The sequence below is a fragment of the Pseudomonas sp. FW300-N1A1 genome (genome assembly GCF_058789115.1).
The window spans coordinates 1-13,446 of sequence record NZ_JBYTBK010000015.1; the positions used below are offsets into that span (position 1 = coordinate 1).

Genomic DNA, 13,446 nt, shown 5'->3' on the forward strand with positions numbered 1-13,446 from the left:
CACGGTCTGTACTGGCTAGAGTCAGATGCTGGCTTTTAGTCCCACCACCCCTACAAGTCTAAACATACAAGCTGGCTCGCCATGGTGTTACGGCAAGGTCGGTGCGTTCGGTACCGCCAATTCCCCCTCACACGCGCCGCGCAACTGACTTTCAAACTGCTCGATGATCGCCGTCCACCCCTGACGGCTCGCGTGCTGACGTGCATTCAGGCGTATGCAGCGCAGGGCCTCCGCTTCCTCCAACAGCCAGCCAGCGGCATCGCAAAAGGCGTCTTCATCCCCTGGCATCGCCACGACACCGTTGTAGCCATGGCGAATGTGCTGCGCCGCGGCGGCCTGATCGTAGGCCACCACCCCAAGGCCTGAGGCCAGTGCTTCCAGTACCACATTGCCGAAGGTTTCGGTCAGGCTCGGGAACACGAAAATGTCCCCGGATGCATAGTGGCAGGCCAAGGCTTCACCGCGTTGTGAGCCGCAGAAGATTGCATCGGGCATGTCCTTTTCCAGGGCGGCGCGCTGTGGTCCGTCACCGACCACGATCAATTTCATCCGACGCTGTGGATAAGTTGATTGCAGGTGTTGGTAGCAGCGTTTGAGCAACCCCAGGTTTTTTTCCGGGGCCAACCGGCCCACGTGAATCACCGCGATGTCGTCATTGGCCAGCCCCCAGCTTTCCCGTAGAGAGCCCAGGCGTTTGGTCGGGTGGAACAACTGGCTGTCGACTCCCCGGGACAACAGCGCCAGGCGCTCGAAGTGCCGACGCTCCAGTTCCAGGCGCTGGCTGGCGCTGGGCACCAGCGTCAGTTGGGAGCGGTTATGGAACCAGCGCAAGTAGTGCGTCAGCAGCCGGGTCAACAGCCCGAGGCCGTACTGGCTGGAGTACTGCTGGAAATTGGTGTGGAAACCGCTCACCGCGGCAATGCCCAATCGCCGTGCTGCCCGCAAGGCAGACAAGCCCAATGGCCCCTCGGTGGCGATGTAGAGCACGTCCGGGCGCTGACGCTTCCAGCGCCTGAGCAGCTTGTGCATCGACGATTGGCCCCATTGCAGTCCAGGGTATCCGGGCAGCGGCCAGCCTCGGCAGAGCAACAGCTCGTCATCACTGGCTCGGGCCTGATCGCCCGCCTGGCGCGGTCGCACCAGTTCGATCTGGTGCCCACGCGCGCGCAATCCATCGCACAAGCGGCCAAGGGTATTGGCCACACCGTTGATTTCGGGTGGAAAGGTTTCGGTGATCAGGGTGATGTGCAGGGCTGTCGTCATAGCCTCAGTGTCGGCTGAGGCCGTGTCGTCATTGTGTCAGCGCGATGACGAATTCATGAAGGGTCAGCCTTGCTTGGCCACCAGGTTTTCCGCGCCGCGCTCGCGCACCCAGAACAATGTCGCCCCAGCCACGGCGGCCGGCATCATCAGGATATTGACCACGGGAATCAGCAGCACCAGGTAAACGCTGCCGCCAAAGCCCATGCTCTGCCAGCGTTTCTCGCGCAGCCAGGCGAGCATCTCGTTCCAGCCCAGCTTGTGGTTGTCCGCCGGGTAGTCGATGTACTGGATCGCCATCATCCACACGCCGAAGACCAGCCACAGCGGTGCGGCAATCAGGTTGAGCACGGGAATGAACGACAGGATGAACAGCGCCAGGGCCCGGGGCAGGAAGTAGCCGAGCTTGCGCATCTCGCGGGCGAGGGTGCGTGGGATCATGGCGATCAGTTCTCCCCAGCTGAAGGCCGGGAAATCGTCGGTGCCACGCACCACCACTTCGACTTTCTCCGCGAGAAATCCGTTGAAGGGGGCAGCGATCACGTTGGCCAGCATGGTGAAGCTGAAAAACACCATCAACACCACCAGCACCACGAACAGTGGCCAGAGCACATAACTGAGAAAACTCAGCCAGTCGGGCAGGGAGGGCATCAAGGTGTCGACCCACAGGCTGAACTGATGGCTGGCCAGGTAGATCAATCCGACGAACAGCACCAGGTTGATGGCCAGTGGCAACAGCACAAACAAGCGCAGGCCGGGACTCAGGATCAGCTTGAGGCCTTCGCGCAGGTATTGCGGGCCGGACAGAACGGGGGCGGGCATAGTGTGCTCCGAGCAATGAGAAACGCGCCGACCTTACCGGCTTTGCCCGGCAGGCGAAAGCACGGTAACGGCATCGACATTAACTGTAACAAAGGCGCCTATAAATAGACCTCCGGTGTATAGAGACCGCCTATGAGCTGGATTGTTAAACCGTATTTCCTTAATCTTCGCCTCCTCGATACGCTGCACCCATTATTTTTCAGGGCTGTCCCACTATGGCGCTTCCCCAAGCGTCGGCACGGTCCTTTTTTATTCCAGCCGGCAATCCGGCATCCGCGCCAGGTAGTACCGGCCGGTCGATAGGAGTGAGTCATGTCTGATGTACGTCATTCGCGAGTGATTATTCTCGGTTCCGGCCCTGCCGGTTACAGCGCTGCGGTCTATGCCGCCCGCGCTAACCTCAAGCCGTTGCTGATCACTGGCATGCAGGCGGGTGGTCAGTTGACCACCACCACCGAAGTCGACAACTGGCCGGGCGACGTTCACGGCCTGACCGGCCCGGCGCTGATGGAGCGGATGAAAGAGCACGCCGAGCGTTTTGAGACCGAAATCGTTTTCGATCACATCAATGCCGTCGACTTTGCTGCCAAGCCGTACACCCTGATCGGCGACAGCGGCACTTACACCTGTGACGCCCTGATCATCGCTACCGGCGCCAGCGCTCGCTACCTGGGCTTGCCGTCGGAAGAGACCTTCATGGGCAAAGGCGTTTCGGCCTGCGCGACCTGCGACGGTTTCTTCTACCGCAACAAGCCAGTGGCCGTGGTCGGCGGCGGCAACACCGCTGTTGAAGAAGCCCTGTACCTGGCCAACATCGCCAGCAAGGTGACCCTGATCCACCGCCGCGAAACTTTCCGTGCCGAGAAGATCCTGATCGACAAGCTCAATGCCCGGGTTGCCGAAGGCAAGATCGAACTGAAGCTGAACGCGACCCTGGACGAAGTGCTGGGCGACAACATGGGCGTGACCGGCGCGCGCCTGAAGAACAACGATGGCAGCTTCGACGAGTTGAAAGTCGACGGTGTGTTCATCGCCATCGGCCATACCCCGAACACGTCGCTGTTCGAAGGCCAGTTGACCCTCAAGGACGGTTATCTGGTGGTGCAGGGCGGTCGTGAAGGCAATGCGACTGCTACCAGTCTCGAAGGTATCTTCGCCGCCGGCGACGTGGCTGACCACGTCTACCGTCAAGCGATCACCTCGGCGGGCGCTGGCTGCATGGCCGCACTGGACGCAGAGCGTTACTTGGACGATCTGCAGAACGCTTGATTTCGCGAGCGTTGAAATGAAAAAACCGGCCTTGGCCGGTTTTTTTATATCTGTCGATCAGTGCCGTCGTGCGATGAATGAGCTTTTGTGGCGAGGGAGCTTGCTCCCGCTCGGCTGCGAAGCAGTCGTCATCCGGTTTTAGGGTCGCTACGCGCCCCAGCGGGAGCAAGCTCCCTCGCCACAGTGATCGAGCCAAGCTCCTTTCAGCGGCGCGCCAGTGGCTGCTGCGTAAACTTCACACCCGCCAGGCCATGGGCAATCAGTGCCCGGATGTTGCCGTGATCACTGCCTTCAGGCGTCGCCACCACCGAGCGGTAGTGTTCGCCAAATGCCAGCAGTGCCTCTTCATCGCTCAAGCCTTCCAGCAGGGCCAGGCCCAAGGTCTTGCACGAACCTTCGTTCTGCCCGGCGGCGTTTTCCACGCCACCGTTGTTGAAGGCCTGTGGCTGGTAGTCGTAGCCTTCGGCAATGAACGCCAGGGTATCGGCGAACGCGTGTTCGCCGCTGTTCAGGCTGGCGCGCAGGGTGTTCAGGTCAGTCATGGGTTTTTCCTTTGGCGAACGCCGCTTGTTGCTCGGCGCTGGCTTCTTGCTGGTATTGGGCTTTCCACTCGGCATAGGGCATGCCGTAAACCACTTCACGGGCGTCGTCGAGGCTGACCTCGATCTGGCGTTCGTCAGCGGCGGCCTTGTACCACTTGGACAGGCAGTTGCGGCAGAACCCCGAGAGGTTCATCAGGTCGATGTTCTGCACGTCCTTGCGGCTGTCCAGGTGGGCAACCAGCCGACGGAAAGCGGCGGCTTCAAGTTCCAGGCGTTGTTGGTCGGTCATAGGTCTCTCTGAGCCAGCTTCAAGCGGCAAGCTTCAAGCTGCAAGATATGGATTACGTTGGCTTCTAGCTTAAAGCTTACGGCTTGTAGCTCAAAGCTCAGCGGCTTGCCGCGAGGGTGATCGACACCGACTCGGCAAAGCGCAGGGCGTGGGGTTTGTCGACTTCGACCTCGGCGTAGAGCACGCTCTGGTTGGCCATGACCAGGTCCAGCAACTCCTGGGTCAGGCGTTCGAGCAGCGCAAACCGGTTACCTTCCACGTGGGCGATGATCGCTTTGGTAATGGTGCGGTAGTTGAGCGCGTGATCGATGTCGTTATCGCGTACCGCGTCTTGGGCGGCATACAGGATGGTCAGGTTGATCAGGATGTCCTGCTTGTTGAGGATTTCATCCTCATTGATCCCGATGAAGGTCCGCAGACACAGGTCCTTGACCCGGATGCGGGCCATTCCTGGTTGAAGTTGTGGCATTGCTACTTGCTCCGTCCAATCAATTGCAGGAATTCTTGACGGGTGGTGCTCGACTCGCGAAAAGCGCCGAGCATCACCGAGGTATTCATGATCGAATTCTGTTTTTCGACGCCGCGCATCATCATGCACATGTGCTGGGCCTCGATCACCACCGCAACACCGGCGGCGCCGGTCACACGCTGCACCGCCTCGGCGATTTCCCGGGTGAGGTTTTCCTGGATCTGCAAGCGCCGGGCGAACATGTCGACGATGCGCGCAATCTTCGACAGGCCCAGCACCTTGCCGGTAGGAATATAAGCGACATGGGCCTTGCCGATGAAGGGCAGCAGGTGATGTTCGCAGAGTGAGTAGAGCTCAATGTTGTCGACGATGATCATTTCATCATTGTCAGAGGCGAACAGTGCACCGTTGACAATCTCTTCGACACTTTGCGCATAACCATGACACAGGTACTGCATGGCCTTGGCCGCGCGCAACGGGGTGTCGAGCAGGCCTTCACGGTCGGGGTCTTCACCCAGGCCGATCAGGATCTCACGGTAGTGCTGGGGCAATAACGTCATGGAACATCCTCGCGGGGCGGCTTACTTGACGTGCCGTCCGCCGTTGACGGTCAGGGTCGTGCCGGTGACATAAGGGTTGTCCAGCAAATAGCGCAGGCTCTGGTAGATCACTTCGGCACCGGGCTCGATGCCCAGCGCGGACTTGGCCAGTGCCTTGGCGCGGTAGGCAGCATCGTCGTCGGGGTTGAACAGTAGCAGGGCGGGGGCGATACCGTTGACCTTGATCTTCGGGGCGTACTTTGCCGCGAACGAAAGGGTCAGGCTGTCGAGCCCCGCTTTGCTGGCGCAGTAGGCGATGTGCTTGCTGCTGCCCTTGCGCGTGACATCGTCGCTGATGTGCACGATGTCCGCCGGGGTCGAGCGCTCCAGCAGGTCTGCACAGTGCAGGTTGATCAGGTAAGGCGCCAGCATGTGCACGCTGAACATCCGGGTAAATGCGCTCGCTTCGGTGTCAGGCGTTTCTGCCAGCCAGGAGGAGGCGTTATGCACGATGGCGCGCAAACAGTGGGTGTGCTGTTTCAGTTCGCTGATAAAGGCCAGGATCCCGGATTCGCTGGAGAAGTCCGCGAACAGTGTGATCGCCCCCAGATCGCGCAGGGTTTGCACGCCGGGGCGTTCACTGCGGTAACTGACGATCACCGGTTGACCGTCTTCCAGCAGCCGTTTGGCGCAATGCAGCCCGACACGCTGGCTGGCGCCGGTGATGAGGATCGGGGCAAGGGAAGGGGGCATGGGCAGCTCGCACGGCGGGTATGGCAAAACTATACCAGCGACGAGCCTTGTTAACCTATGCCAAGCGCACCGGTGGGGGATCAGCGATTCTGTGTGGAGGGCTCGGTGGGCAACGACCGTACAGGCGTGCTGTTCAACCAGCCGGCCAGCAGGCGGGTCGACAATGGAATGAAGAGGTAGACCATCAGCGGAGTCAGGGCCAGCGTGCTGACGAGCACGCGGGGCAGCATGCTCATGTCGTTGAGCAATGGACCGAGGACGAAGTTGAACAGCAGCGAGACCGGGAAAAACGCCAGCCAGATCGCCACGGCCTGTTTCCAGCGAGGGGGACGTTGCCCGATGGCACCGAACCAACCGTCGATGCCACTGACGCGATGCTCGGAGGGGTGGGCAAACAGGTCGCTGCCGCGCGCAAGCCACGTGGTGCGCGAGACGGAATGTTCCCAGGCGTGCAGGGTTTTCTCGTCGGCAAAGCGGAAGATGATCTGGAACTCGTCATCGTCGGGCGGCGGAGCGAGCACGCCAGAGCCCAGATAACCAGGGAAGTCGGTGGCCAGTTGTTCGCCTTCGCGCAACCAGGCGATCAGGTCCTGATAGCGCCCATTGGCAACGCGACGCGCCACCATCAGGGTGACCGGTGAGGTAGACATTTTGTATCTCCATATGACGTGCATGCATTTCCGGGTAAGAGGCATGCGAAACGCAGCGCCGGGGTAGAGGACTGCGCTAACAAACAGGCAAGAATTATTCCTGATTGTGCGAAAAACACCAACGACCTTCGTCGAATGCCGCGCGCTTGAATGTCGGGGGCGCTTGAGGGATAAAGTAAGATCCGACTTGGCAAGGATGTCCACGCGCCCATGGAAGATACTGAGCTTCACGAGCCTTTATTGGCTCCTCTTGCCGTCAGTCAGGAGCAATTGTTCCCGATTCGAGAAGTGGCGCGCCTGACAGGCGTCAACCCCGTAACCCTGCGTGCCTGGGAGCGGCGCTATGGTTTGATTCAGCCGACGCGCACCGAAAGCGGACATCGACTCTACTCCATGACCGATATCGAGCAGATTCGCAGCATTCTTGGCTGGATTGGCCGGGGCGTGGCGGTCAGCAAGGTAGGGCGGATTCTGACCCAAAGCCGTGAAATCCGGGTTGTCTCGAAGATCATCCCGGATGAGCTGGGCCAGGCCGACTATGCCCAGTGGCAAACCCAGATCAAGGCTGCGCTGAGTCATTTCGATGATGTCGAACTGGGGCGTATCTACGGTCAGGTCTTTTCCACCTATTCACTGGCCGTGGTGTTCCAGGACATCTTCATGCCGTTATGGGCGCAGCTACTGCAACAGAAGGATGTCTTCGGACAAACCAGCGAGTGGGTGATGCTCGACGGGTTCCTGCGTACCAGGCTTCTCCAGCGTCTGATCATGTTGCGCGGTTCGCGGCCGGTGCGGGTCGCCGTGGCTGCCATCGAAGGGCACTGTCACGAGCTTGAGTTGCTGTTGGCGGCGTTGTATCTGGGCAGCGAGGACATGGGTGTCAGGGTACTGGCGTTGGGAAAGCCCTTTGATGAACTGACCCTGGTCTGTGAAAAAATCCAGCCCCAGGCACTGGTGCTGGTTTCCAATCGGGCGCCGACACCGGACTTCACTCGTCGTCTGAATCGTCTGGCAATGAGCCTGGATTGCCGTCTGCTATTGGTCGGCGATGCGTCGGACCTGGCACAGGACAGCCTGGCCGGGTCGTCCATTGGCTGCCTGGGTAGCGAAGGCGGGCTGATGCAACAGCGTCTGCAGCGGTTCCTTCTGGGAACGCTCGATACCTGATGCTCAGGTGTGCAGGGCAGGGTGGGTCAGGCGGTGTTGCTGAAGGATGTACTGACGCAACCGTTCGGTTTCGTCCTTGTCGCCCTGGTTGAGCCGATAGGCGTAGTAACCGTGTTCGGTTTCCCGCTCGAAGGTGCCGCGCAGGGCGATACGCTCATAACCTGAAGGGCTGAACCACAGCGCGAAGCTTTTCGGTGGCTTGGTGCGATTGCGCACTTCCAGCAGGACCCCTTTGAATGACACTTCATGTACCCACAGCATGCCTGGCTGGCCTTTGGCGTTTTCCAGCGCGACCGGCTCTTCAAGCACCAGGCGCCACGGGCGAACCATGGGGCCGTCTTCATAGATGCTCGGTACGCCCAGGCGCAAATGCAGCGCATGAAACTCGTCTTCGACCAGGTGCAGGGGGAAGGTTATCTGCTGGTTTTCAAACTGTGCCTGGATGGTCACTTGCTCGTGCGCTGCCAGGCGAGTCAGCAGGTCGCGAATTTGGGCGCCCCCATTCACCAGCAGGCTCGACGTTGCGTCACGCACGTTGAGCTGCGGGTTGTGTTGCATCATCTGGATGAAATCGAGTTCATCCTGAGTCAGAAGGGCATCGCGGTGCATGGTTTACTCGAAAGATATAATTACAAAGTCATTGGTGATTGTAGTTAGTGACCATTGATTCGTTCAGTTGTTTTGACCGTTTGTCGTATTGAGCGCCCGCAATTGGGCTTTCAATGTGCTCAACTCGGCTTCCAGTTGTTCGACCCGCAGTTGGGCCTTGACTTGGGCCGTGACGTTTTTTTGTACACCGACGAAATATGTCTGCTTGTCGCTTTCGTTATACACCGTTGAAAGCGACAGTTCATTCCAGAACGGTGTACCGTCCTTGCGGTAGTTGCGCAGGACCTCGCGACAGGAACCGCCGTTTTCCAGCGTTTCACGGATACTGCCCAAGGCGCGTTGATCGCGATCTCCAGACTGGAGAAAACGACAGTCCTGATAGAGGATTTCTTCAGCGCTGTAACCGGTGAGCTTTTCGAAGGCCGGGTTCACGTAGATCAGGATATTGTCTTCGCCTTCCCTTTCGGCAATCACGATTCCATCGTTTGAAGCGTTGATCACCAATTGCAGCAATTGAGCGTTGATCATCGAAGAGTCCTTTCTGCGTTGAGTGGTGCGTTGCATTCTATGACAGGCCGGGAAACTGTCCACTGGCTATCATTGCTGATTGAGAGTCAATCGCAGTTTTTTTGCGTCAGCTGTTAGTATTCCGGTTTTCACTCAGATTCAGGATCAGATTGATGAAAGTCGCCATCCTTTCCGGCTCGGTCTACGGCACGGCTGAAGAAGTCGCCCGACATGCGGCCAAGCTACTCAATGCTGCGGGGTTCGAGACCTGGCATAACCCGCGCGCGACCCTGGCGGATGTTCAGGCATTCGGCCCTGAAGCGTTTCTGGCGGTGACCTCGACCACCGGCATGGGCGAGCTGCCGGACAACCTGCAACCGCTGTACTCGATGATTCGCGATACGTTGCCAGCGGCCTGGCGCGGTTTGCCGGGCGCGGTGATCGGTCTGGGCGATGCCAGTTACGGTGATACCTTCTGCGGTGGCGGTGAACAGATGCGCGAGCTGTTCAGCGAGTTGGGGGTGCGTGAAGTGCTGCCCATGTTGCGCCTGGACGCCAGTGAAAGTGTGACCCCCGAAACGGATGCCGAACCTTGGCTGGCTGAGCTGATCAGCGCACTGCGCGGTTGATCGGACGCTCGCGCGACTATGCAGGGCAGTGTGACCAGACGCCGTTCGCCGGGGGCCTGCTCAAGTGGGTGTCGTGCCATGGGGCACGACCCAGTCGACTGGAAAATGTACTGACTCGTTAGGTCATTAAGCTGGCTGCCAATGCAACTACCCGAATGCCGATAGCTGACTAGACTGTTTTCACATGTTGAGAATAATAAGAACTGAGGTCTTGTCGTGAGCGCAGCCCCCGCAGCATCAACCCCGAATGTCAGAGATCAGGTCAGCGTCACCGAGTGGCAGGCGCGGGTGGATCTGGCCGCCTGTTATCGGCTGGTGGCTCTGCATGGCTGGGATGATCTGATCTTCACCCACATTTCGGCCAAGGTGCCGGGCACCGAAGATTTCCTGATCAACCCGTTCGGGATGATGTTTCACGAAATCACCGCGTCGAGCCTGGTCAAGGTCGATCGGGCCGGCAACAAGCAAATGGACAGTCCGTACGAGATCAACCCCGCCGGTTACACCATCCATAGCGCGGTGCACGAAGTGCGTCACGACGTGGCGTGCGTGCTGCATACCCACACGGCAGCGGGCGTAGCGGTTTCTGCGCAAAAGCAAGGCGTGCTGCCGATCAGTCAGCAATCGTTGTTTGTCCTCTCCAGCCTGGCGTATCACCCTTATGAAGGTGTTGCTTTGAACCATGAGGAGAAGGCACGCCTGCAAGAGGACCTTGGGCAGAACCACTTCCTGATGCTGCACAACCATGGGCTGCTGACCTGTGGCAGCACGATCGCCGACACTTTTCTGATGATGTTCACCTTCCAGCGCGCCTGCGATATCCAGGTGCTGGCGCAGAGTGGCGGGGCCGAGTTGATTGCCATCGAACCGCAGATCCTCGCCGGCGCCAGAGCGATGATTGCCGGCGTGACCAAAAGTGCTCAAGGAATGGGTGGCGCGCTGGCCTGGCCTGCGTTGCTGCGCAAACTCGATCAACAAGACCCGGGTTACAGACTCTAAATGTCTCTCGCCGAAATCCCGTTATGCGTCTGGCGCAAACGAAGCCAGAGCTTTGTGTTCCGTGGCCAGGCCATCCGCTATTGGGTGGCTGGCCAGGGCGAACCCTTGCTGCTGATCCACGGCTTTCCCACCGCCAGCTGGGATTGGCACTACCTGTGGCAGCCCCTGGCCCAGCGTTATCGGGTGATCGCTTGCGACATGCTCGGTTTTGGCGACTCGGCGAAACCCCTCGGCCATGAATACTGTCTGCTGGAGCAGGCAGACCTGCAGCAGGCACTACTGGCTCATTTAGGCATCGACCAACCCGTGCATCTACTGGCCCACGATTATGGGGACAGCGTGGCACAGGAGTTACTGGCCCGGCACGAAGAGGATCGAGCGCAGATTGCCAGTTGCGTGTTCCTCAACGGCGGGCTGTTTCCCGAGACTCATCGGCCGGTGCTCATGCAGAAATTGTTGCTCAGCCCCTTGGGCTGGATGATCGGGCGAGCCTTTACGCGAGATACCCTGGTCAAGAGTTTTCGGCAGATCTTCGGTCCCCGATCCCGCCTCAGTGAAAGCGAGCTGGACGATTTCTGGAGTTTGATCAACAGCAACAATGGGCCGCGTATCCTGCACAAGCTGATCGCCTATGTGCCGCAACGCCGTGCACTGCGCAATCGCTGGGTTCGCGCCATGCAGACGGGAGAGGTTGCACTACGGGTGATCGACGGTGAAGCCGACCCGGTGTCGGGTGGACACATGGTCGAACGCTACCGGGCGCTGATTGCCAATCCGGACACCGTGTTGCTGCAAGGCATTGGTCATTACCCGCAGATTGAAGCGCCGGTGCAGGTGCTCAAGCACTACCTGGCCTTTCGTGAGCATCTGAGTTCCCTGGCGTTGAAAGTCGCCTGTTCCTGATCGCCTGGCACACCGCTCGATCATCCCCCTGCCTTATCGTCCACCATTCAGCTTCAGCCCACTTGATTGTGAGTGCATGCCGTGTGCCCGACACTCGGGTTCACTGTCCTTGGGCCTGCTGGAGTTGGGTAATGAATGAGTCTGTGCGCTTCGAAGATAAAGTCGTGATCGTGACGGGGGCGGGCGGCGGCCTGGGACGGGCCCATGCGTTGCTGTTCGCCAGGCACGGGGCCAACGTGCTGGTCAACGATCTTGGCGGCTCGGCGCAAGGCGAGGGGGCCAACGCCAGCGCAGCTGACCGAGTGGTCGCCGAGATTCGCGAGGCCGGCGGTACTGCCATCGCCAACCATGACTCGGTGACCGACGGCGAGAAAATCGTTCAGCACGCACTCGACGCCTTTGGCCGGATCGACGTGGTGGTGAACAATGCCGGGATCCTGCGGGACAAGACGTTCCATAAAATGGACGACAGCGACTGGGACCTGGTTTACCGCGTCCACGTCGAGGGCGCCTACAAAGTCACCCGTGCCGCCTGGCCGCACATGCGCGAGCAAAACTACGGTCGGGTAATCTTCACCGCGTCGACGTCGGGCATCTACGGCAACTTCGGCCAGTCCAACTACGGCATGGCCAAGCTCGGCCTCTATGGCTTGACCCGTACCCTGGCCATCGAAGGCCGCAAAAACAACATCCTGGTCAACGCCATCGCCCCGACCGGTGGTACACGCATGACCGAAGGCCTGATCCCACCACACGTGTTCGAGCAACTGAAACCGGAACTGGTCAGCCCGCTGGTGGTGTACCTGGCGAGCGAAAACTGCCAGGAAACCTCCGGGCTGTTCGAAGTGGGTGGCGGCTGGATGGGTAAAGTGCGCTGGGAGCGTAGTCTCGGTGCCGGGTTTGATCCGCGCGAGGGTTTTTCGCCAGAAGAGGTAGCGGCCCATTGGCAGCAGATCTGCGACTTCGAAGGTGCGGCACATCCGAAGGACAACATTGAAGCGTTGAAGGAGATGATGGGGAATTTGCAGAAGTATTCGTTGTAACAAGTTAAAGGCCGCTGCTCATGCAGCGGCCTCGGTAGAGTGTTCGATCAAGTTACGATACTCGTATGTTGAACAGGGTGCTATTTCGAGTACTTTTTAACCAGTGCCGCCAGGTTCGCCGCTGTTTCCAGATCCATGGCGCCATCATATTTTTCAGGACGAAAATGCAGCTGGAATGCCCGCACCAGTTGCTGGAATCCAGACTTCGTGTTGGCCGCCTTAATGTCATACCCATAAGACTTGAAGAGTGTGAGTGACTGTTGGCGCGTGGGCAGTCCGTTTGTTTGATATTCGTTGAAAAAAGTGCGTTGAGTCACTGGGTCAAACCAGGCGCCGATACCCTTCAAATACAGCGCATGCCATGGAAATTCCGGGCCCGGGTCGCTCTTTCGGCCAATGGAAATGTCGGAGTGGCCCAGGACATTACGCGCACTGATGTCCGGGTAGCGCTTGAGTATGTCCAGTGCCAGTTGCTCAATCGCGGCGACTTGCAGAGGGTGATAAGGCGGAAAGTTGAAGTGTCCCTGATTGTCACTCGCCAGATTGACCACCTCGATACCGATCGAGGTGTCATTGAGATTGTTGCGATTGTCCCACTGGCTGACTCCGGCGTGCCATGCCCGCTGCCGTTCATCGACAAGACTGAAAATCTGCTGATCCGTGAGCCCGGCCTTGGCGTAGGTGGGGTCGGTAACGTCGGGGATCAGGTAATGAGCGCTGACGCTGGGGCCGGTCAGTGCTGCGATCGAACTTGAGAAGTTGCCGGCAGTGTAGTGAAGGATCAGAAATCGAATTCGGCTGTTGTAACCTTTGGTGGAACGGTATTGGGTATTGATGGGGAACATGATTGATAACTCTGCTATAGACGTATTTTAGTTGGCGTTTACCGCCAGTTAAAATTAGCCTATCAGTGAGGTATCGGTAATTGTGTGGCGCTTATCTGGTGCTTGTGTAGGAGAGGGCGTTAGTGTTGTCTGGCTTTGTATCGCCGGTGCT

Annotated in this window: 17 protein-coding genes; 6 read left to right on the forward strand and 11 right to left on the reverse strand. The window is 59.0% G+C overall.

Features of this window, described 5'->3' with window-relative positions; genetic code table 11:
* Nucleotides 1-87: 87 nt before the first annotated feature.
* Together AC3WQN_RS12615 and cysZ are read right to left on the reverse strand one after the other, a co-directional pair.
* On the reverse strand, nt 88-1,263 hold the full coding sequence (locus AC3WQN_RS12615) for a glycosyltransferase family 4 protein (RefSeq protein ID WP_103401825.1): 1,176 nt from the start codon (nt 1,261-1,263) through the stop codon (nt 88-90).
* A gap of 63 nt (nt 1,264-1,326) precedes the next feature.
* On the reverse strand, nt 1,327-2,082 hold the full coding sequence (cysZ, locus tag AC3WQN_RS12620; RefSeq protein WP_095077812.1) for a sulfate transporter CysZ: 756 nt from the start codon (nt 2,080-2,082) through the stop codon (nt 1,327-1,329).
* A gap of 312 nt (nt 2,083-2,394) precedes the next feature.
* Between cysZ and trxB the strand changes: the two genes are divergently transcribed.
* Nucleotides 2,395-3,351 (forward strand): thioredoxin-disulfide reductase, encoded by a 957-nt coding sequence (gene trxB / locus AC3WQN_RS12625; protein WP_095077808.1) that lies wholly within the window; start codon nt 2,395-2,397, stop codon nt 3,349-3,351.
* Nucleotides 3,352-3,554: 203 nt separating this feature from the next.
* On the opposite strand, the gene AC3WQN_RS12630 is transcribed toward trxB, so the two are convergent.
* The 6 genes from AC3WQN_RS12630 to AC3WQN_RS12655 form a co-directional block, all read right to left on the reverse strand.
* Nucleotides 3,555-3,893: a HopJ type III effector protein gene (locus AC3WQN_RS12630; protein ID WP_103401824.1), complete on the reverse strand. Its 339-nt coding sequence runs from the start codon at nt 3,891-3,893 to the stop codon at nt 3,555-3,557.
* Nucleotides 3,886-4,182: a DUF1244 domain-containing protein gene (locus tag AC3WQN_RS12635; protein ID WP_095077800.1), complete on the reverse strand. Its 297-nt coding sequence runs from the start codon at nt 4,180-4,182 to the stop codon at nt 3,886-3,888. Before AC3WQN_RS12635 ends, AC3WQN_RS12630 begins: the two co-directional genes overlap by 8 nt.
* 97 nt (nt 4,183-4,279) lie before the next feature.
* Nucleotides 4,280-4,651, reverse strand: a complete 372-nt coding sequence (gene folX, locus AC3WQN_RS12640; RefSeq protein ID WP_095077796.1) for a dihydroneopterin triphosphate 2'-epimerase — start codon at nt 4,649-4,651, stop codon at nt 4,280-4,282.
* Nucleotides 4,652-4,653: 2 nt separating this feature from the next.
* Entirely contained in the window at nt 4,654-5,211 is a 558-nt protein-coding gene (folE, locus tag AC3WQN_RS12645; RefSeq protein WP_095144966.1) for a GTP cyclohydrolase I FolE, read from the reverse strand.
* Between the two features lie 21 nt (nt 5,212-5,232).
* Nucleotides 5,233-5,943, reverse strand: coding sequence for a dihydromonapterin reductase (folM, locus tag AC3WQN_RS12650; RefSeq protein ID WP_103401823.1), 711 nt, complete (start codon nt 5,941-5,943; stop codon nt 5,233-5,235).
* Nucleotides 5,944-6,023: 80 nt separating this feature from the next.
* Nucleotides 6,024-6,593: an antibiotic biosynthesis monooxygenase gene (locus tag AC3WQN_RS12655; protein WP_103401822.1), complete on the reverse strand. Its 570-nt coding sequence runs from the start codon at nt 6,591-6,593 to the stop codon at nt 6,024-6,026.
* Between the two features lie 210 nt (nt 6,594-6,803).
* Between AC3WQN_RS12655 and AC3WQN_RS12660 the strand changes: the two genes are divergently transcribed.
* Nucleotides 6,804-7,760 (forward strand): MerR family transcriptional regulator, encoded by a 957-nt coding sequence (locus tag AC3WQN_RS12660; RefSeq protein ID WP_103401821.1) that lies wholly within the window; start codon nt 6,804-6,806, stop codon nt 7,758-7,760.
* 3 nt (nt 7,761-7,763) lie between these two features.
* On the opposite strand, the gene AC3WQN_RS12665 is transcribed toward AC3WQN_RS12660, so the two are convergent.
* Nucleotides 7,764-8,369, reverse strand: coding sequence for a hypothetical protein (locus AC3WQN_RS12665; protein ID WP_103401820.1), 606 nt, complete (start codon nt 8,367-8,369; stop codon nt 7,764-7,766).
* 63 nt (nt 8,370-8,432) lie between these two features.
* Nucleotides 8,433-8,897 carry a PAS domain-containing protein gene (locus AC3WQN_RS12670; protein WP_103401819.1) on the reverse strand — a complete coding sequence of 155 codons (465 nt, stop codon included), beginning with the start codon at nt 8,895-8,897 and terminating at the stop codon, nt 8,433-8,435.
* Between the two features lie 152 nt (nt 8,898-9,049).
* Between AC3WQN_RS12670 and AC3WQN_RS12675 the strand changes: the two genes are divergently transcribed.
* The 4 genes from AC3WQN_RS12675 (at nt 9,050) to AC3WQN_RS12690 (ending at nt 12,450) form a co-directional block, all read left to right on the forward strand.
* Entirely contained in the window at nt 9,050-9,505 is a 456-nt protein-coding gene (locus tag AC3WQN_RS12675; protein WP_103401818.1) for a flavodoxin, read from the forward strand.
* A gap of 216 nt (nt 9,506-9,721) precedes the next feature.
* On the forward strand, nt 9,722-10,504 hold the full coding sequence (locus AC3WQN_RS12680) for a class II aldolase/adducin family protein (protein WP_103401817.1): 783 nt from the start codon (nt 9,722-9,724) through the stop codon (nt 10,502-10,504).
* Entirely contained in the window at nt 10,505-11,407 is a 903-nt protein-coding gene (locus AC3WQN_RS12685; RefSeq protein ID WP_103401816.1) for an alpha/beta fold hydrolase, read from the forward strand.
* A 131-nt stretch (nt 11,408-11,538) separates the two neighbouring features.
* Nucleotides 11,539-12,450: an SDR family oxidoreductase gene (locus tag AC3WQN_RS12690; protein WP_103401815.1), complete on the forward strand. Its 912-nt coding sequence runs from the start codon at nt 11,539-11,541 to the stop codon at nt 12,448-12,450.
* Between the two features lie 80 nt (nt 12,451-12,530).
* Here the strand turns inward: AC3WQN_RS12690 and AC3WQN_RS12695 are convergent, their stop codons facing one another.
* Nucleotides 12,531-13,295, reverse strand: coding sequence for an N-acetylmuramoyl-L-alanine amidase (locus AC3WQN_RS12695; RefSeq protein ID WP_103401814.1), 765 nt, complete (start codon nt 13,293-13,295; stop codon nt 12,531-12,533).
* Between the last annotated feature and the right edge of the window lie 151 nt (nt 13,296-13,446).